A 17775-nucleotide genomic window follows, 5' to 3' on the forward strand; every position below is an offset into this window, starting at 1 on the left:
GTACGTCCTGGTTACCACTCCGCCAGCGAGCCGTCGTCCCGGCGCCAGGCCGGGTTCCGCCAGCGGTGCCCCGTCTCGGCGGCCCGCTCGACGGCCTTCGCGTCGACCTCGATGCCGAGACCCGGGCCGGTGGGCAGGCCCACGTGCCCGTCCTCGTACCGGAAGACCGACGGGTCGACGAGGTAGTCCAGCAGGTCGGAGCCGGTGTTGTAGTGGATGCCGAGGCTCTGCTCCTGGATCAGCAGGTTCGGCGCGGCGAAGCCGACCTGGAGGCAGGAGGCGAGCGCGATCGGTCCGAGCGGGCAGTGCGGGGCGAGGGAGACGTCGTACGCCTCCGCCATGGCGGCGATCCTGCGCACCTCCGAGATGCCGCCGGCGTGCGACAGGTCCGGCTGCGCGACCGCGATGCCCTGGTCGAGGACCTTCTTGAAGTCCCAGCGGGAGTAGAGGCGTTCGCCGGTCGCGATGGGTATGGAGGTGGAGCGCACGATGTCGCCGATGCGGTCGCTCAGCTCCGGGACGACCGGCTCCTCCACGAAGAAGGGCAGGTACGGCTCCAGGAGCGGCAGGACCCGGCGGGCCATCGGCGCGGTGAGGCGGCCGTGGAAGTCGATGGCGATGTCGAACTCGTCGCCGACGGCCTCGCGGATGGAGGCGACCCGGTCGACGATGCCGTGGACGGCCGCCGGGGTGTCGATGAGCCGCAGCTGCGCGGAGGCGTTCATCTTGATCGCGGTGAAGCCCTCGTTCTTCCGGGCCAGGGCCTCCGAGGCGACCTCGTCGGGCCGGTCGCCGCCGATCCAGCTGTAGACCCGCGCGCGGTCGCGGACGTTGCCGCCGAGCAGCTGCCAGACCGGGACGCCGAGGGCCTTGCCGGTGATGTCCCAGAGGGCCTGGTCGATGCCGGCGACGGCGCTGGAGAGGACGGGGCCGCCACGGTAGAAACCGCCCTTGGTGAGGACCTGCCAGTGGTCCTCGATCTTCATCGGGTCCTGGCCGATCAGGTAGTCGGAGAGCTCCTCGACGGCCGCGGCGACGGTGTGGGCGCGGCCCTCGACGACGGGCTCGCCCCAGCCGGTGATGCCCTCGTCGGTGTCGATGCGCAGGAAGCACCAGCGGGGGGCGACGAGGTAGGTGCGCAGGGAGGTGATCTTCACTTGGAGTCCTTCTTCACGGTCCAGCCGCCGTCGACGACCAGGTTCGTTCCGGTGATGTAGGCGGCGTCGGAGGAGGCCAGGAAGGCGACGGCCGAGGCCACTTCCCCGGGGAGGCCGAGCCGGGCGAGCGCGGTCGCGTCGGCGGAGAGCCGGCGCCCCTCCTCGTCGACGTCGTTCCAGACGTCGGTCAGGATCGGGCCCGGCAGCACGGAGTTGAAGCGCACCTCGGGTCCGTACTCGACGGCGAACTGGCGGACGAGCGCGCACATGCCGCCCTTGGCGGCTGCGTACGCGGGATAGCCCGGCAGGCCGAAGTCGGCGTGGACGCTCGACGTGGCGACGACGCTGCCCCCCTCGGCGCGCAGGTCGTCGAGGAAGGTGCGGGTGGCGAGGTACAGGGCCCGCAGGTTGACCGCCATCTCCCGGTCCCAGACGGCGACGGGGAGTTCGTGGGCGGCGCCCGGCGTGTGGATGAAGGCGTTGCTGTGGAGGACGGCGACCGGCCCGAAGCGGGTGTGCGCCGCCTCGCGCAGGGCTGTCCAGTCGTCCTCGGAGGCGACGTCGCAGCGTACGTACGCCGCTCGGCCTCCGGCGGCGCGGATCGCCGCGGCGACGGCCTCACCGGCCTCGTCGGCGATGTCGGAGACGACCACCGAGGCGCCCTCGGCGGCGAGGCGGACGGCGCTGGCCGCGCCGATGCCGGAGGCCGCGCCGGTGACGACGGCTGTCCGACCGGAGAATCGGTTCATGGGTTCGGGTTCCTGTGTGCGGGGACGAAGGGGCCGGGAGCGACGGCTCAGCGGCTGATGTCCTGGGCGGCGAGAAGGTCGAGTTCGGCGCGGCGCGGGAGGCCTTCCCAGTCACCGGGGACGGAGACGGCGAACGCTCCGCAGAGGGCGGCGAGGTGGAGGCGTTCCTGGACCGGGGCGCCGTCGAGGACGGCGGCGAGGTAGCCGGAGACGAAGGCGTCGCCCGCGCCGACGGGGTCCACGGCGCTGACGGGCACGGCGCCCTGGACGTGCAGCTCGTCGCCGGCGGCCGCGAGGGCTCCCCTGGCGCCGAGTTTGAGGACCGCCTGCCCGGGGCCGAACCGGGTCAGGGCCCGGGCCATCCGGTCGGGCTGGTCCTCCGGGACGAAGAGGGTGGCCTCCTCGGGTCCGGCGAAGACGATGTCGGCGTACGGCAGGAGGCGGCCCAGCACGTCGGCCGCCTCGGCCCGGCTCCAGAGCCGCTCCCGGTGGTTGACGTCGAACGAGACGGTGACCCCGGCGGCCCTGGCGACCACGACCGCGCGCTCGACGGCGGCGCGGGCGGTGGGGCCCAGCGCCGGGGTGATGCCGGTGACGTGCAGGATCCGGGCGCCGGCGAGGCGGGCCTCGTCGAGGTCGCCCGGGGCGAGCCGGGAGCCCGCGAGACCGGCCCGGTAGTACGCGACGCGCAGCCGGTCGGCGGTGCGCCGCTCGCGGAGCATCAGCCCGGTGGGCACCGCCGGTTCCGTGCGGGCGCCGGAGACGTCGACGCCCTCGGCGCGGAGTCCGGCGAGGACCATCGCGCCCACCGCGTCCTCGCCGACCCGGCCGGTCCACGCGGCCCGGTGGCCCAGGCGGGCGACCCCGATGGCGACCGTCGCCTCCGCGCCCGCCCAGCCGAGGCGGAGCGGCGCGCCGCTGGCGAGCGGGCCGGGCTGGAGCGCCGCGGCGACGGCCATGGCCTCGCCGAGGGTGAAGAGGGCGGGTGGGGGTGCTGCCGGGACGGGGGCGGCGGCCGGGGTGGCGTGGGGGGCGGACTGGGTGGTGTGGGCGGCCACCGGTGCGGGATCGGCGGCCGGTGCGGGAGGTGCTGCCGGCGAAGGTGTCGCGGGCTCGGGCGGGCGCGTCACCGGCGTATCCCGTCGAGGAAGGCGGCGGCGCGGTCGGCCAGCGCGGCGAGGGAGCCGCCTTCGCAGGCGTCGCCGACGAGGGGGCTGCCGATGCCGAGGGCGGCGGCGCCGGCGGCGAGGTAGGCGGGGGCCTCGGTGGTGCCGATGCCCCCGGTCGGGACGAGGGGGACGTCGGGCAGGGGGGCGCGGACGGCGCGGAGGTACTCGGGTCCGCCGGTGGCGGCCGGGAAGAGCTTCACCATCGTGGCGCCGGCCCGCCAGGCCGTGAGGATCTCGGTGGGTGTGTACGCGCCGGGGAGCACCGGCACGTCGAGGCGGGCGGCCTCGGCGATGACCTCGGTGGAGGTGGTCGGGGTGATGAGGTAGGAGGCGCCTGCTTCGACGGCGGCCTGGGCCTCGGCGGGGGTGGTGACCGTGCCGGCGCCGAGCGCGAGGCCGGGCGGGGCGTCGGCGGCGTACTCGCGGAGCGCGTCGAGCACGCCCGGGGTGGTGAGGGTGAACTCGGCGGCGCGGACGCCGGACGCCACGAGGGTGTCGGTGACCTCGGCGAAGCGGTCGGCGGAGGTGGAGCGGAGGATCGCGATGACGGGGGCGGCCGCCAGGGCGGCGAACAGCCCCTCGTGCGGGGTGGTCATGGGGAGGTTCCTTGTCGGGGTGGGGCTCAGTGGTCGGCGTACGGGGTGGTGGGCAGGCCGGTGGCACCGGGGCGGCAGACGAAGAGGCGGCCGGCGTCGGGTTCGGCGCGCAGGCGTTCCTCGTCGAGGCCCTCGGTGGCCGTGGTGATGACCAGGACGTCGAGCCCGGGTCCGGCGAAGGCGCAGCTGGTCACGTGGGAGGCGGCGACCTCGATGCGCGCGTGGAGGGTGGCGTCGGGCTCGAAGGCGAGGACTTCGCCGCCTCCCCAGACGGCGACCCAGACGCGGCCCTCGCTGTCGACGGTGAGGCCGTCGGGGACGCCGCGGTCGAGGACGGCGAAGGGCCTGCGGTCGCTCAGGGCTCCGGTGCCGGGGTCGTAGGCGAAGACGTCGACGCGGCCGGTGGGGCTGTCGGCGTAGTAGAGGCGGGTGCCGTCGGGGCTCCAGGCGAGGCCGTTGGAGATGGTGACGGAGTCGAGGAGGGTGACCAGGCCGTCGCCGTCGAGGCGGTAGAGGGCGCCGGCGCCGGGGCTCTCGTCGTACGCCATGGTGCCGGCGAGGAGGCGGCCGGCGGGGTCCACGGCGGCGTCGTTCATCCGTCGGGGCAGGCCGTCGTCGGGGAGGACGGGTGCGGCGAGTTCGACGGCTTCGGCGACCGGGCGGTCCTCGGCCAGGTGCAGGAAGGAGGTCCCGGCGGCGGCGAGCAGGGCTCCGGACGCGCAGGGCACGACGGCGCCGACGGGGCGGTCGAGCCGGAGCGTCGCGACGGGCGCGAGGTCGGGCAGGTCGCCGCCGGTGTCGCCGGGTCGGCCGGGTCCGCCGGAGCTACCGGGGCCGCTGGGCCCACCGGAGCTACCGGGGCCGCTGGGGCCGCCGGGCGTCAGGGCGGCCCGGTGGACGAGCCCGTCGGGGATGTCCACCCAGAGCAGTTCGCGGCGCCGGGGGTCCCAGACGGGTCCTTCCGTCAGACGTCCGGGCGGGGGGGAACAGGGCACGGCCCTGAGGTGCTGCATCTGGCCTCCTCGGTCGACCACGGGTGCGGTGCGGGTGCGGCGAGAGAAAAGCTACGGGTTCGTCTAACGGTTGTAAATAATCCCCGCCCGCTTCTTCCAACCCTTTGAATAAGATCGTCACGGACGGGACGGCCTAGCGGAGGACACAGCACAGATGATCAAGCGGACATCACAGGACATCCGCCGCCTCAACCGCTTCGAGGTGCTCCGGCGCTTCTACGCCGGGACCGGCGCGATGAGCCGCCAGGACCTCGCGGCGGCCACCGGCCTCTCCTTCGCCACCGTCGCCAACCTCACCGCCGAGCTCCTGGAGGCCGGCGTCCTCGTCGAGGCCGGCCACGAGGACTCCAGCGGCGGCCGCCCCCGGGCCCGGCTCGCCGTCAACGCCGAGCGGGGCGCGCTCATCGGCATCGACATCGCCGAGACCTCGGTCCACGCCGAGCTCTTCGACCTCGCCCTGGAGGTCCGGCACTCCGTCGAGCGCCCGCTGCCGCCGGGCGACGTCCGGCCCTCCGACGTCGTCGACCAGCTCGCCGCCTGCGTCGAGGAACTGCTCGGCGCCTCCGGGGTGCCCCGCGAGCGGGTGCTCGGGGCCGGCGTCAGCGTGCCCGGCATGGTGGAACGCGAGGGCGGCGTCTCGTCGTTCTCCCCGTACTGGTCCTGGCACGAGGTGCCGCTGCGGGCGCTCCTCGACGAACGCCTCGGACTGCCCCTCCGGCTCGACAACCCGCTGCGGGCCAGCACGGTCGCGGAGTTGTGGTTCGGCGCCGGCCGGGAGGTGGACGACCTGGTGGTGCTGACGCTGCGCGCCGGCGTCGGCGCCGGGATCGCGATCGGCGGGCAGCTCTACCGCGGGTTCACCAACAGCGCGGGCGAGTGGGGCCACACCTGCCTCGCCCTCGACGGTCGGCCCTGCACCTGCGGCAACCGCGGCTGCGTGGAGGCGTACGTCAGCACCCGCGGGATCGCCCAGACCTGGCGCGAACTCGCCCCCGGCGACGAGCGGGCCACCGGACCGGACGACGCGGCCACGGTCGCGGCCCTGGCACGCGCGGCGGCGGAGCAGGACCCGGTGGCCGCCGCCGTGATCGACCGGACCGGACGCTACCTGGGCGCCGCCGTGGCCAATCTCCTCAACCTGCTCAACCCCCGGGTCCTCGTCCTCGGCAACCAGGTCGTCGACCTGCTCGGCGAGCGCCTGCTGACCGCCACCCTCGACGCCGTCACCGGGCACGCCCTTCCCCTGCCCCACCGGGCCGCGACACTGCGGCGCAGCGCCGTCCCCCACAACGCCGTCACCCGGGGCGCCGCGGCCTTCGCCCTGGAAGGGTTCCTCGACGACCGCGAGGTCTTCGGCCCCGTCAGCCGCATGCGCCAGCCCCGCGAACGCCGGGACGGCCGGCGCGCGGGGCAGACCGACGCGGGGTCCTGAGACCCACACACACGACCGGGTCAGCGTGCGGCGGGCCGACGGCCGGGCCGGGCCCCGAGAACTCCGCGACCGCGTCAGCGTGCGGCGGGACGGTGGCCGACCGAGGCCGGGCCCCGAGAACCCCGCGACCGCGTCAGCGTGCGGCGGGACGGTGGCCGAGGCGGGCCGAGAGTTCGCCGGCGCCCCGCACGGCGAGCGCGGTGAGCTCCTCCTCGCGGTCCTCCGTCCAGCGGTGCACCGGCACCGAGACGGACAGGGCCGCGACGACGCGGCCGGACCGGTCCCGGACCGGGGCGGCGACACAGCTGACGTCGGGATGGGACTCCTGCCGCTCCAGGGCGACTCCGAGCGCGCGGACCTCTGCGAGCGCGGCGCGCAGGAGGTTCGGGCCGGTGAGGCTGCGGGGCGTCATGGCGACCAACTCGCGGTCTTCCAGGCGCTCGTCGAGCTCCGCCTCGGGGAGGGAGGCGAGGAGCATCTTGCCGACGGCGGTGCAGTGGGCGGGAAGCCGACGCCCCGCGGCCGACACCATCCGCACCGCGTGAGTGGAGTCGACCTCGGCGACATAGATGACGTCCACGCCCTCCAGGAGCGCCACATGAACGGTCTCACCGCAGCTCTCGGCCACCTCGTGCGCGACCCGTCGACCCTCGGCCGCGAGGTCGAGCTGCTCGGCGTAACGACTGCCCAACTCGTACGTCCGCACACCGAGGCGGTAGCGCCCGGGCCGTTCGGGCACCGCGACGAGGTAGTTGCGGGCGGCCAGGGTGCTGACCAGTTCGTGGGTGGTGGTGCGCGGTAGTCCGAGCCTGCGGGTGATCTCGGGGGCGGACAGGGTGCCGTCACCTTGGAGGAACAGCTCCAGTACATCGAATGCCCTGCTCACCGCGGGTACGAGTCGCCCCATGCCCCCACCTCACCCTCACGCCGTTCGACATGCCGCACCACGACCGAAATCGCGGACAGAGACTAACGCGGGCACCACGCCGTCCCGTTGACGCCCCCGCGGATCGCTGCCTACGGTCATGCACGCCGCCGCACCGAACGGCGCTCGGCCCGGCGAGCGGATCGCCGTCGTCGATGCGGGGACCCTCGACCTGCTCGCAGCCCCTCGGCTCGCCGCCGCCTCCCCGCCGAGCCGAGCGTCGTCGACCCGAGGTCCGCAGCTTCTCTGGCGCGCCCTCCGCCGCCTGGGCTGACGCGGTCCACGCGTTCGCCCTGGGACTGCTCGCGCCCGCTCGTCAGCCGCACCTTCCCGCTGGAGCGGTTCGGCGAGGTGCTCGCTCTCGTGGGCGGCGGCCCGGTGACGGGCAAGGGCCTCCTCCCGCCCCGAGCGGGGCACTCGCTCCGACACCCGGGCCCGTACGGGGTCGGGGCGCGCCGCGGGTCCCGGCGCCGTGCTCCTCGGTCGACAGCCGGCCGGCTCGCGGCTCAGTCCGTGACCGGTTCGGCCAGGAGGTCGTCGACGAGGGTGAGGCGGGTCTCGGGGAAGTACTCCGCGATGGCCTCGCGCATCATCGCCTCGCCCTCCGGGTCGGGGGTGCCGCACTTCTCCCGGGTCTCACGGTCGGGCCAGCGCGCGTAGGCGACCCAGGTGCCGTCGTCGGCGCGGTGGAGGCGGGAGCCGTAGCTGCCGCACTCCTGATGGATCGCCAGGGTCACACGGTGCCAGCCGTCGAGGAGCAGCTGCTCCCGGTCCGGGCGCACGCGCCACCGGTACACCACAGCGAACATCTCTCCGCCTCCCTCGTCCGAGCGGGGCGGTCCGCGCCGCCTCAGGGAGGAGAGGACTACACCGACCAGTTCATTGTCAAGACTGAACGGTTCGGTCCACACGTGTCACCGACCCACCGTCGAAGCGCTTCGACTTTCCCTCGTCACCGGTATGGACACGTCAACTCCCCCGCGTTACGGTCGACTCGGGCCGCCGCGACGATCGAGCGGCGCACCGCGTCGAAGCGATTCACCCCGTCACGGCCCGCAGGGAGAGCGGATGGTCACCCTTGCCGAGGTCGCCCGGCACGCCGGAGTGTCGGCCAGCACGGTGAGCTACGTCCTCAGCGGCAAGCGGCCCATCTCCGCCGTCACCCGGCAGCGGGTGCGGGCGAGCATCGAGCATCTCGGCTACCAACCCCACGCGGGTGCAAGGGCGTTGGCCAGCAGCCGGTCGCGGATCATCGCGCTGATGGTGCCGCTGCGCACCGACATGTATGTGCCGGTGATGCTGGAGATCGCGGTCTCCGTCGCCACCGCCGCCCGCGCCCACGGCTACGACGTCCTGCTGCTCACCGGCGAGGAGGGCCCCTCGGCGCTCCGCCGGGTCACCGGCAGCGGGCTCGCCGAGGCGGTGATCCTGATGGACGTCCAGCTCGACGACGAACGACTGCCCTTGCTGCGTGCGGCAGGCCCGCCCGCCGTCCTGGTCGGGCTCCCCGCCGACCCGGCGGGGCTGAACTGCGTCGACCTGGATTTCGAGGCGGCCGGCGCCCTGTGCGTGGACCACCTGGCCGGGCTCGGCCACCGCGAGATCGCGGTGGTCGGCGAGTCCCCCGGGGTGTACGCCCGGCACACGGGCTTCGCCGAACGGACCCTGCGCGGACTGCGCTCCCGGGCGGCCGAGCGCGACGTCCGGCTGCTGCACCGGCCCTGCGAGGGCAGCCACGACGCCGTGGCGGGGGTACTCGCCCGCGTCTCCGACGAACGCCCCGGCGTCAGCGCCTTCGTCGTGCAGAACGAGACCGCCGTGGAACCCCTGCTCGCCCTGCTGCGGCGGACCGGCCGCGCCGTCCCGGAGGACGTGTCGGTGGTCGCGGTCTGCGCCGACCAGATCGCGGCCCAGGCATCGGTCGCCCTCACCTCCGTCGCGATCCCCGCGCACGAGCTGGGCCGCCGGGCCGTCGAACGGCTGATCGCCCGCCTCGTCGGCCGACCCGACGGCGACTGCGACTGCGACTGCGACTGCGACGGAGTAGCGGGCGTCGAGCTCCTCACCCCCGCGCTCACCGTGCGGGACAGCTCCGGCCCTCCGCCGCCTCGCGCGCCCGGGAACTGACGGCGCACCGCAAAGGGCGGCGGACGGGGCTCCCGGGTAAGGGCGCTCCGATCCTCGCGCGGGTCGTCCCGCCCGCCGGGGCACGGGGTTCGGTTCAGCCGCCGACCACGCTCTCCTCTCCCCGGCGCAGTACGAGTCGGGACGCCCCCACGGGGCTCCGCACCTCGATGTCGGCGTCGCGGTCGGGTCGGAGGACGGCACGGTACGCCCCCGGGGACCAGGTCAGGTCCAGGCGGGCACCGAACCGGGTCCGTACGCCGGTGACGCGGCCGCGCGGGCAGTGGGCCGGCGGGGCGGGCAGCAGGACGAGTCGCCCGGGCGTCGACTGCACGAGGCACTCGATCAGCAGGGCCGGCAGGGCGTGCGCGGCGTCGGCGTTGTAGACGTCACGGGCCGGATAGTGCGCGCTCATCAGGGAGTCGTGGAAGTAGTCCCCGGTGAGGACCTGCCGGAGGGCGTCCCCGGTGCGGGCCGAGTCCCCCAACCGGGCGGCGACCAGGCCGTGGTGGAGGTGGCCGTGGGCCGAGTCGTTCTCGCTGCGGCGCAGTTCGAGGGCGCGGCGGGCGGCACGGGCCAGGTCGGGGGTGTCGTACGGGTTGATCTCGTCCAGCGGCCAGACGGGGTAGAGGTGGCTGAGGTGCCGGTGGCGGTAGTGGTCGCCGAGGCCGGGCCGGGCCCATTCGGCGAGCGCCCCGTCGTCGTTGACCCGGTACGGCGGGAGGCGGTCGGCGAGCGCCCGCCAGCGTGCCGCGTCGGGGGTCGGCGCGCGGTCGGCGGCGGCGTGCAGGGCGTGCCGGGCGGCGGCGATGTCCATCGTGGCGTTGACCGCGCCCCAGCTTCCGCCGTCCGGCCGGTTCTCCGGGGAGTAGGAGGGGACGATCGCGATCCGCCCGTCGGGGTCCGTGCGGGTGAGGAAGTCCTCGTAGAAGAGGGCGAGTTCGGCCAGCAGCGCGGAGGTGCGCGCGGTGGGCCGGCCGGTGGCCTCCTCGTGATCGAGGAGGGGTTTGAGCAGCCAGTCCGCGCCGGCCGTCCACAGGTGGAGGGGGTACTCGCGGCTGAAGTGGTACGTGTGCCCCGACGTGCCGTCCGTGTGGGAGGGCGCGACGACCCCCTGGGTCCCGAAGATCGCCCGCGCGTTCTCCCGCCACCCGTCCACCTGCCCCTCCACCAGGGCCGCGTGGGCCCGCGTCGTCTCGGGCAGGTCGGCGGCGACGGCGGAGGCGGTCTGGAGGTTCAGGTTGGCGTTGGTGGTGAACGCCCCGGACCAGGCGGTGTCCCAGTCCCCGGTCCACAGCCCGGGCAGCCGGGGCGGCAGCATCCCGGAGGAGGAGAGGAGGTGGTAGCGCCCGGCGGCGAAGAGGCGTTCCAGCAGGGCGGGGCTCTCGGGGCGCGCGAGCAGCGCCGAACCGGGGAGGGACCGTTCGGTCGCGTCGGCCCCGAGGTCGAGGGTGACCCGCCGGTAGGCCGGCTCGTGCAGGGCGGTGTGCCGGGCGAGCAGCCGGGTGTGGACGGCGGCGGGGTCCGTGACTCCGGCTCCGGCAGCCAGTGAGCGCAGCGCCGCCACCTCCCCGTCCCTGTCCCTGTCGAAGTCCCCCTCGTCACGGCGGACGCGGGTGAGGAGGAGCAGCCGGCCGGCGCCCTCGATCCGCACGCCGGAGGCGGTGAGGGTGGTGCGGCCGGTGTCGGTGACCAGGAGGGTGAGGCCGGTGTAGCCGAGGGGGCTGTCGGGGTAGCGGGCGCACAGGGTGAGGACGGTCTCGCGGCGGGCGGTGGCGACGCCCCGGCCTGTCGTCAGGCCGGCGGGAGCGCCGGGCAGCCGGTGGTCGAGGTCGATCTCGACCACCGGACCGGGCGCGGTCACGTACTGCACGACGACGTCGTCGGCGCGGGAGACGAAGACCTCCGAGCGCCGCTCCCCGCACACGCCGGTCACGACCCCGGTGGCGAAGTCCACGGACCGGCGGACCGGGAGCACCCCTGCCGCGGGCGCCCGCCGGACGCGGGTGGCGAAGCCGGGGTGGAAGGGCTGGACCCAGCGCAGCGGCCGTCCGTCCGTGAACGACTCGGCCGCGGTGGCGTCCCCGGCGAGCAGGGCGTCCTGGAGGGCGGGGAGCCGGGCGGCGAGTCGGGGCGGAGCGGTGTCGGCGGGTGGGTTGTTCGGCCGGACGAGGGTGTGGTGGGTGACGGTCACCCGGTCGTCCTCGGGGTCGCCGCCGACCAGGGCGCCGTGCCGGCCGTTCCCGGCGAGGAAGGCGTCCTCCCAGCGGGTGGCGGGCCCGGGTTCCCAGGTGCCGTGGATCACGGGTGCTCCTCGGGGACGGTGACGGCGCGCTCCTCGGTGGCGGTGTGTCCTTCGGTGCCGGCGTGCTCTTCGGGGAGGTCGGCCGGGTGCTCCTCCGGGACACCGCCCGGGTGGTCCTCCAGGACCGCGGCGAGCCGGGCCTCCGGGACGTCGACAGCGCGGGCTTCCGCGACACCGCCCGGGTGCTCCTCCAGGACCGCGACCCCGTACCGGTCCAGCTTCAGCGTTCCCTCGACCGGGGTGTCGGTGAGGAGGTCGCGGTGGCGGCCGGGCAGCGGCACCGTGACCGGGTCGCGGCCGTGGTGGAGGAGGAAGAGCAGTTCGCCGCGGCGGACGGCCTCGACGTCCGCAGGGAGGTCGTCGAGGACGGGGTGGACCCCCGCCTCACGGGCGGCGGTGGCGAGCAGCCCGCTCAGGGCGGCGGGTTCGGGGAGGGTGGAGAGGTACCGGGCGCGGCCGTTGCGGAGGACGGCGGGCAGGCCGTCGAGTTCTCCGCCCCGGTAGGCGGCTTCGGTCTCGGCGCCGTCGGCGGGGGCGAGTTCCTCGGACCACAGGGTGCCGCGGAAGGAGCCGCAGTCGACGTGCTGGTCCTCGTCGAGCGGCCACCACTCGTGGACGAGGTCGATGCCGAGGAGGGCGCGGAGCCGGGCGTCCATGCCGCCGGGCCTGACGCGGTCGTCGCGGTCGGCGACGCCGGTGAGGAAGCCGCAGACGAGGGTGCCTCCGCCGTGGACGTACGCGACGAGGTTCTCGATCGCGGTGTCGTCGAGGAGGTAGAGGTGCGGGACGAGGACGAGTCGGTGGCCGGTGAGGTCGTGGTGGGGGTGGGCGAAGGAGGCGGGGAGGTGGGCGTCGAAGAGGGCGCTGTGCCAGGCGCGGACGAGGCCGGCGTGGTCGACGCGCCGCGAGGGGGCGCCTTCCTGGTCGCCGGCCCACCAGGAGTCCCAGTCGTGGAGGAGGACGACGTCGGTGGTGACGCGGCTGCCGGCGACCCGGGGGCCGAGCCGGGCGAGGTCCTCGCCGATGCGGACGGTCTCCTGGAAGACGCGGCCGCGTTCGCCGGCGTGGCCGAGCATGCCGGAGTGGAACTTCTCGGCGCCCTGGCGGGACTGGCGCCATTGGAAGTAGCAGACGGCGTCGGCGCCGTGGGCGACGGACTGGAGCGCCCAGAGCCGGTTGAGGCCGTACGGCTTGGGGTGGTTGACGCCCCGCCAGTTGACGGCGCCGGCTGCCTGTTCCATCACCATCCACGGCCGGCCGTCGGCCTGGGAGCGGGTGAGGTCTCCGATCATCGCGTTGTACCGGCCGCCGTCCGGGTCGCGGGGGTCGGGGTAGACGTCGACGGAGACGACGTCCTCCTCCGCCGCCCAGGCCCAGCCGTCCTGGCCGGACCAGAAGGGCATGAAGTTGGTGGTGACGGGGAGGTGCGGGGTGTGGCGCCGGACGATGTCGCGTTCCGCGCGGTAGCACTCCAGGAGCAGGTCGGAGGTGTAGCGGCGGAAGTCGAGGACGTGTGCCGGGTTCCTCAGGTAGTGGGCGCGGCGCGGTGGCAGGACCTCGTCCCAGTCGCCGTACCGCTGGCCCCAGAAGTCGTTGCCCCAGGCGGTGTTGAGGGCGTCGAGGGTGCCGTGGCGGTTCCGGAGCCAGCGGCGGAAGGTGCGGGCGGCCTCGTCGCCCCAGTCGTGGGTGCAGTACTCGTTGTTGATGTGCCACATGGTCAGGGCGGGGTGCTCGGCGTAGCGGGCGGCGAGGTCCTCGGTGATCGCGGCCGCGTGCCGCCGGTAGACCTCGCTGGAGTGGGAGAAGTGCTGGCGCGAGCCCCACCACTCGGTGCGGCCGTCCTCGTCGCGGGGCAGGGTCTCGGGGTGGAGCCGCCCCATCCACGGCGGGGGCGAGGAGGTGGGGGTGGCCAGGACGACCCCGACGCCGTGGGCGTGCGCGAGGTCCATCAGCCGGTCGAGCCATCCGAACTCCCTCGCTCCTGGCGCTGGTTCGAGGCGCGACCAGGAGAAGACGCCGAGCGTGACGGTGCCGACGCCGGCGCGGCGCATGAGCCGCAGGTCGTCGGTCCAGGTGTCCTCGGGCCACTGCTCGGGGTTCCAGTCGCCGCCGTACAGGATGCGGGGCGGTCGGCCGGGCGGCCGGGTCACGTCGTCGAGGCTCGGCATCTGACTCTCCGTAGGGGGGTGGGGACTTGGGGGTTCAGCCCTTGACGGCGCCGGTGAGCACGCCCTTCCTGAAGTGCTTCTGGACGAAGGGCGAGAGGACGGCGACCGGCAGCAGGGCGAGGACCATGACGGCCATCTGCACGGCGAGTCCGGACAGGTTCCCGGCCTTGACGGCCTGGCCGAGGCCGACCGGGATCTCCTGTTTCTGGACGAGCTGGATGAGGACGTTCTGCAGCGGCATCATGTTCTGGTCGCCGAGGTAGATCGAGGCGTTGAACCAGGCGCTCCAGTAGCCCACCGCGTAGAAGAGGGTGATAACGGCGATCACCGCCCTCGACAGCGGCATCACGATCCGCCAGAGGATGCGCAGGTCGCCGGCCCCGTCGATGCGCGCACTGTCGACGAGTTCGGGCGAGATCCCCATGAAGAAGCCGCGCAGCACGAGGATGTTGAAGACGCTCACCGCGCTCGGCAGGATCAGCGCGAGGTACGTGTCGGTGAGGCCGAGGGTCTGCACGAGCAGGTACGTGGGGATCAGGCCGGCGCCGAAGAACATGGTGGCCATCAGGGCGAGCAGGATGAAGCGGTGGCCGAGCGAGCCGGGCCGGGACAGGCCGTACGCGCAGAGGATCGACACCGCCATCGAGAAGACGGTCCCGGTCACGGTCACGAGCACGCTGACGATCGCCGCCCGGGTGACCTGGCCGCCGCTCAGCAGCTCCTGGTAGGCGACGAACGTGAGGTCCCGGGGGACGATCACCAGACCGCCGGTCTCCGTGATCGTCTTCTTCGACGACAGGCTGGTGACGACGACGATCCAGAGCGGGAAGAGGACCGCGAGGCAGGCCCCGAGGAGGAGGGCGCCCTTGGCGGCGAGGCCGGCCCGGCCGGGCGGCTCCTCCCAGACGGGCCGGGCGGGCGCCGACCACCAGCCGCCGCCCGGCCGGGGCCGCCCGGGCCCCGGCCTGCGTCCGGCGGGCCGGGGTGGGGCGTGCCGGGACGCGGTGCGCCGGGGCGTGGTGTTCTGGGCCGTGGTGTTCTGGGCCGTGGTGCGCTGGGTCACTTGCGGTACACCCCCTGCTCGCCCAGGAGATGGGCGGCCTTGTTCGCGGAGAGCACCAGCACGAGGCCGACCACTCCCTTGACGATTCCGGCGGCGGCCGCGTAACCGAAGTCCTGGCTGCGCAGACCGGTCCACCACACGAAGGTGTCGAGGACCTCGGCCGCCCCGGGGCCCACGGCGTCGCGCTGGAGCAGCAGTTGCTCGAAGCCGACGGTGAGCGCGTCGCCGACGCGCAGCACGAGGAGCAGCGCGATCACGGGCCGGAGCGCGGGCAGGGTCACGTGCCACATGCGGCGCCACCGGCCGGCGCCGTCCATGGCGGCGGCCTCGTACAGGTCCTGGTTGACGGCGGCGAGCGCGGCGAGGAAGACGATGACTCCCCAGCCGGCGTCCTTCCAGATGCCCTCGGCGGTGACGAGGAACTTGAAGATCCCCGGGTCGGTCATGAGGTCGAAGCCCTCGTGCCCGTGTTCCCTGAGGGTCTGCGCGATGATGCCGGCGCCGCCGAGGATCTGCTGGAAGACGGTGACGACGAGCACCCACGAGAAGAAGTGCGGCAGGTAGAGGATCGCCTGGACGAGGGCGCGGACGCGGGGCCGCAGCACGCTGTGGACGAGCAGGGCCAGCGCGATCGGCACCGGGAAGAAGAGGAGGAGCTGGAGGAGGAAGAGGACGAAGGTGTTCTCGACGGCGTGCCAGAACCCCGGGTCGGAGAAGACCCGTTCGAACTGGGCGAGGCCGACCCAGGGGCTCTCCAGGATGGCGGTGACGCCGTTGGTGGAGACGTACGGGTCGTAGTCCTGGAAGGCGACCACGTTCCCGAGGATCGGGATGTAGTGGAAGACCAGGACGAGGAGGAGCGCCGGCGCGGTCATGAGGAGGAGGGCGCGGTCGCGCCGGAGGCGCCGGCCGAGGGGGATCCTCCCGGTCCGGTGGTCCGGCGCGCGGCCCCGGACCCGGCCCCGTCCTCCGTCGGCTCGCCGACGGAGGGCTCGGCGGGATTGCGCGGTGCGGTCCGCGCCCCGGTCCCGGTCCCGCTCCACGTCCGGGTCCCGGTCAGCGTCCGCGCCCCGCTCCAGGTCCAGGTCCGGGTCCGGGTCCACGTCCGGGTCCCGGTCCGGTTCCGTCGTCTCGGTGTCGAGCGTGCTCACGGTCAACTCGCCGCGGAGCCGGTGGTGTCGAGGAGCTTCCGGTACCAGTCGCGCAGCTGGTCGCCGCCCTTGCTCCTCCACTCGGAGACCGCCTGCTGCATGTCGGAGACCTTCTTGCGGCCGCGGACGACGTCCTTCTCCAGCTGCTCGAAGTCGTTCATGAGGCCGGTCCACTGGGCCGGTTCGGTGATGGTCATGCCGTAGAAGGACGACTTGCTCGTGACGGCGCCCATCCGCTGCTGCCACTCGACCATGGCCTTCGTGACCTCGGGGGTGTCGGGGTGGGCGATGTACGGGGCGGGGCTGGCGACGAACATCCAGGAGCTGTTGACCTCCAGGTTGCCCGCGTCGTTCTTCACGGGCAGGCCGTCCTCGACGGTGTGGTGGACGCCTTCGACGCCGTAGTCGGTGAGCATCCGCTCCTTGGTGCCGTAGGGGGCGGCGGTGAAGTCGGCGACGGCGAGGACGTCCTCGATCACCGCCTTGGAGCTGCCCTTGCGAACGAAGGCCCAGATGTTGGCGGGGTTGGTGGCCCACAGCTTCGGCGCGCCGCCGGCGTGGCCGGGGATGTCCATCGCGCCCATCGCGAACGACGGGTTCTGGGAGGCCTGTTCGGAGGTCTTGGCGTACCAGTGGGAGAGGTCGTTGTTGTAGATCAGGACCTGGCCCGCGGTGAAGCGGTTGCCGGTGTCCCCCTGGTTCTGGGCCTTCTCGTCGGGGTGCACGACCCCGGCGTCGAAGAGCTTGCGGGTCCACTCCAGGGCTTCGAGGTACTCCGGCGTCTCGATGCGGTTGACCAGCCTGCCGTCGACGAGGTGCCAGCCGAGCGCCTTGTCGCTGCCGGAGAGCACGCCGAACATGTTGTACGCGGTCCAGGTCATGTCGCCGCAGGCCCACACCTTCGCCTTGGCGCTGGTGATCTCCTTGGCCAGAGCGAGGAACTCGTCGGCGCTCCTCGGGAGTTGCCAGCCCTTCGCGTCGAAGACGTCCTTGCGGTAGAAGGGCGCGATGTTGGTGACGTACGAGGCCGGCATCGGCAGGCCGCGGAGCTTGCCCCCGAAGATCGACCGCTGCCAGGCGTCGGTGGGGATCGCCGCGAGGTTCGGGTACGCCTTGACCTTGTCGCCGGAGAGGTACGGGCCGAGGTCCTCGAACTTGGCGTTGATCGCGGTGGGTATCTTGCCGCCGAGGTTCCAGCCGGGGATGACGACGACGTCGGGGATCTCGCTGGAGGCGAGGACGGCACCGAGCTTCTGGTCGTAGACGTTCCCGTCCTGGTTCTGCCACGTCACGTCGGTGCCGATGGCCTCGTTCATGGCCTTGTAGTACGGGTTGCCGGGGGCGGGCGGGGTGCCCCAGAGCGGTGCCATGACCGTGAGGGCGGCGCCCTTGCCCCTCTTCGCGGGCACGGAGGCCTTGAGCTCCGCGCTCGGGATCGCGCGGGTGAAGCCGGCGGCGGAGCCGTTCCTCGGCGTGACGTCGGGGGCGACGACGGTTCCGGCGACGAACGCGGGCAGGATCCTCGCCGCGTCCTTGCCCGTGGTGGTGCCGTCCTTCTTCCCGGTGTCCCCGCCCCCGCCGCAGGCCGCGAGCAGCGGTACGCCGCCGGCGACCGCGGCGGCCACTGCGGTGGCGGACAGGAACGTCCTCCGGCTCGGGGCGGATCTCCGGGAGCCCCTGGAGACGGCGTTCGGCGTCATTGCGTCAACCCTTCGTGGCACGCGCCAGGGCACACGGCGACCGAGGAGGTCGCCGACCGGCTGCGGTGGTGGAGATGGATCTGGCGGGGCGTCGTCCCCGGCGCCGCCGACCATCGAGTCGAAGCGCTTCGACATGGCTGCGAGGTTAAGTGAACGTCACAGGCGCGGCAAGAGTCGTTTCCGAGTTTCTCTATGTTCCGGCCACCTCTCCGACACACCAAGC

General features: G+C 73.8%; 15 protein-coding genes. 3 read left to right on the forward strand and 12 right to left on the reverse strand.

Annotation, left to right across the window (positions count from 1 at the left end; genetic code table 11):
- Nucleotides 1-11: 11 nt before the first annotated feature.
- The 5 genes from dgoD to ACIQFX_RS16395 form a co-directional block, all read right to left on the reverse strand.
- Entirely contained in the window at nt 12-1157 is a 1146-nt protein-coding gene (gene dgoD / locus ACIQFX_RS16375; RefSeq protein WP_402463484.1) for a galactonate dehydratase, read from the reverse strand.
- Complete coding sequence (locus ACIQFX_RS16380) at nt 1154-1906, reverse strand: SDR family NAD(P)-dependent oxidoreductase (RefSeq protein WP_402463487.1); 753 nt, start codon at nt 1904-1906, stop codon at nt 1154-1156. Before ACIQFX_RS16380 ends, dgoD begins: the two co-directional genes overlap by 4 nt.
- A 47-nt stretch (nt 1907-1953) precedes the next feature.
- Entirely contained in the window at nt 1954-2964 is a 1011-nt protein-coding gene (locus ACIQFX_RS16385; RefSeq protein WP_402463490.1) for a sugar kinase, read from the reverse strand.
- 68 nt (nt 2965-3032) lie between these two features.
- Nucleotides 3033-3671: a bifunctional 4-hydroxy-2-oxoglutarate aldolase/2-dehydro-3-deoxy-phosphogluconate aldolase gene (locus tag ACIQFX_RS16390; RefSeq protein ID WP_402463492.1), complete on the reverse strand. Its 639-nt coding sequence runs from the start codon at nt 3669-3671 to the stop codon at nt 3033-3035.
- A 26-nt stretch (nt 3672-3697) separates the two neighbouring features.
- Entirely contained in the window at nt 3698-4684 is a 987-nt protein-coding gene (locus ACIQFX_RS16395) for an SMP-30/gluconolactonase/LRE family protein (RefSeq protein WP_402463495.1), read from the reverse strand.
- Between the two features lie 154 nt (nt 4685-4838).
- Between ACIQFX_RS16395 and ACIQFX_RS16400 the strand changes: the two genes are divergently transcribed.
- Nucleotides 4839-6116: an ROK family protein gene (locus ACIQFX_RS16400; RefSeq protein WP_402463498.1), complete on the forward strand. Its 1278-nt coding sequence runs from the start codon at nt 4839-4841 to the stop codon at nt 6114-6116.
- Nucleotides 6117-6249: 133 nt separating this feature from the next.
- Here ACIQFX_RS16400 and ACIQFX_RS16405 read toward each other — a convergent pair whose 3' ends face one another.
- On the reverse strand, nt 6250-7023 hold the full coding sequence (locus ACIQFX_RS16405; protein ID WP_402463501.1) for an IclR family transcriptional regulator: 774 nt from the start codon (nt 7021-7023) through the stop codon (nt 6250-6252).
- Between the two features lie 118 nt (nt 7024-7141).
- Here ACIQFX_RS16405 and ACIQFX_RS16410 point away from each other — a divergent pair, with 118 nt between their 5' ends.
- Nucleotides 7142-7315 (forward strand): hypothetical protein, encoded by a 174-nt coding sequence (locus ACIQFX_RS16410; protein WP_402463504.1) that lies wholly within the window; start codon nt 7142-7144, stop codon nt 7313-7315.
- Between the two features lie 232 nt (nt 7316-7547).
- On the opposite strand, the gene ACIQFX_RS16415 is transcribed toward ACIQFX_RS16410, so the two are convergent.
- Complete coding sequence (locus tag ACIQFX_RS16415; RefSeq protein WP_402463507.1) at nt 7548-7850, reverse strand: hypothetical protein; 303 nt, start codon at nt 7848-7850, stop codon at nt 7548-7550.
- 259 nt (nt 7851-8109) lie between these two features.
- Here ACIQFX_RS16415 and ACIQFX_RS16420 point away from each other — a divergent pair, with 259 nt between their 5' ends.
- A complete protein-coding gene (locus tag ACIQFX_RS16420; RefSeq protein WP_402463510.1) occupies nt 8110-9168 on the forward strand; it encodes a LacI family DNA-binding transcriptional regulator in 1059 nt (352 codons plus the stop codon).
- Between the two features lie 94 nt (nt 9169-9262).
- On the opposite strand, the gene ACIQFX_RS16425 is transcribed toward ACIQFX_RS16420, so the two are convergent.
- The 5 genes from ACIQFX_RS16425 to ACIQFX_RS16445 are packed head-to-tail and all read right to left on the reverse strand — an operon-like array spanning nt 9263 to nt 17552.
- Entirely contained in the window at nt 9263-11470 is a 2208-nt protein-coding gene (locus tag ACIQFX_RS16425; protein ID WP_402463513.1) for a glycosyl hydrolase family 95 catalytic domain-containing protein, read from the reverse strand.
- Entirely contained in the window at nt 11467-13638 is a 2172-nt protein-coding gene (locus tag ACIQFX_RS16430; protein ID WP_402463516.1) for a beta-galactosidase, read from the reverse strand. The genes ACIQFX_RS16425 and ACIQFX_RS16430 overlap by 4 nt, the downstream gene beginning before the upstream one ends.
- Nucleotides 13639-13672: 34 nt before the next feature.
- Nucleotides 13673-14701, reverse strand: coding sequence for a carbohydrate ABC transporter permease (locus ACIQFX_RS16435; protein WP_402463519.1), 1029 nt, complete (start codon nt 14699-14701; stop codon nt 13673-13675).
- Nucleotides 14698-15852, reverse strand: a complete 1155-nt coding sequence (locus ACIQFX_RS16440) for an ABC transporter permease (protein WP_402463521.1) — start codon at nt 15850-15852, stop codon at nt 14698-14700. The genes ACIQFX_RS16435 and ACIQFX_RS16440 overlap by 4 nt, the downstream gene beginning before the upstream one ends.
- A gap of 2 nt (nt 15853-15854) precedes the next feature.
- Nucleotides 15855-17552, reverse strand: a complete 1698-nt coding sequence (locus tag ACIQFX_RS16445) for an extracellular solute-binding protein (RefSeq protein WP_402463524.1) — start codon at nt 17550-17552, stop codon at nt 15855-15857.
- Nucleotides 17553-17775 lie beyond the last annotated feature (223 nt).

Origin of the sequence: Streptomyces sp. NPDC093089 (assembly GCF_044754405.1) — a bacterium.
GTDB lineage: Bacteria > Actinomycetota > Actinomycetes > Streptomycetales > Streptomycetaceae > Streptomyces.

What these genes read in the sequence shown, in the direction of transcription:
- ACIQFX_RS16415 (WP_402463507.1), bottom strand. Translation starts at nt 7,850, where the DNA reads ATGTTCGCTGTGGTGTACCGGTGGCGCGTGCGCCCGGACCGGGAGCAG.
- ACIQFX_RS16420 (WP_402463510.1), top strand. Translation starts at nt 8,110, where the DNA reads ATGGTCACCCTTGCCGAGGTCGCCCGGCACGCCGGAGTGTCGGCCAGC.
- ACIQFX_RS16395 (WP_402463495.1), bottom strand. Translation starts at nt 4,684, where the DNA reads ATGCAGCACCTCAGGGCCGTGCCCTGTTCCCCCCCGCCCGGACGTCTG.
- ACIQFX_RS16430 (WP_402463516.1), bottom strand. Translation starts at nt 13,638, where the DNA reads ATGCCGAGCCTCGACGACGTGACCCGGCCGCCCGGCCGACCGCCCCGC.
- ACIQFX_RS16380 (WP_402463487.1), bottom strand. Translation starts at nt 1,906, where the DNA reads ATGAACCGATTCTCCGGTCGGACAGCCGTCGTCACCGGCGCGGCCTCC.
- ACIQFX_RS16410 (WP_402463504.1), top strand. Translation starts at nt 7,142, where the DNA reads ATGCACGCCGCCGCACCGAACGGCGCTCGGCCCGGCGAGCGGATCGCC.
- ACIQFX_RS16390 (WP_402463492.1), bottom strand. Translation starts at nt 3,671, where the DNA reads ATGACCACCCCGCACGAGGGGCTGTTCGCCGCCCTGGCGGCCGCCCCC.
- ACIQFX_RS16400 (WP_402463498.1), top strand. Translation starts at nt 4,839, where the DNA reads ATGATCAAGCGGACATCACAGGACATCCGCCGCCTCAACCGCTTCGAG.
- ACIQFX_RS16405 (WP_402463501.1), bottom strand. Translation starts at nt 7,023, where the DNA reads ATGGGGCGACTCGTACCCGCGGTGAGCAGGGCATTCGATGTACTGGAG.
- ACIQFX_RS16445 (WP_402463524.1), bottom strand. Translation starts at nt 17,552, where the DNA reads ATGACGCCGAACGCCGTCTCCAGGGGCTCCCGGAGATCCGCCCCGAGC.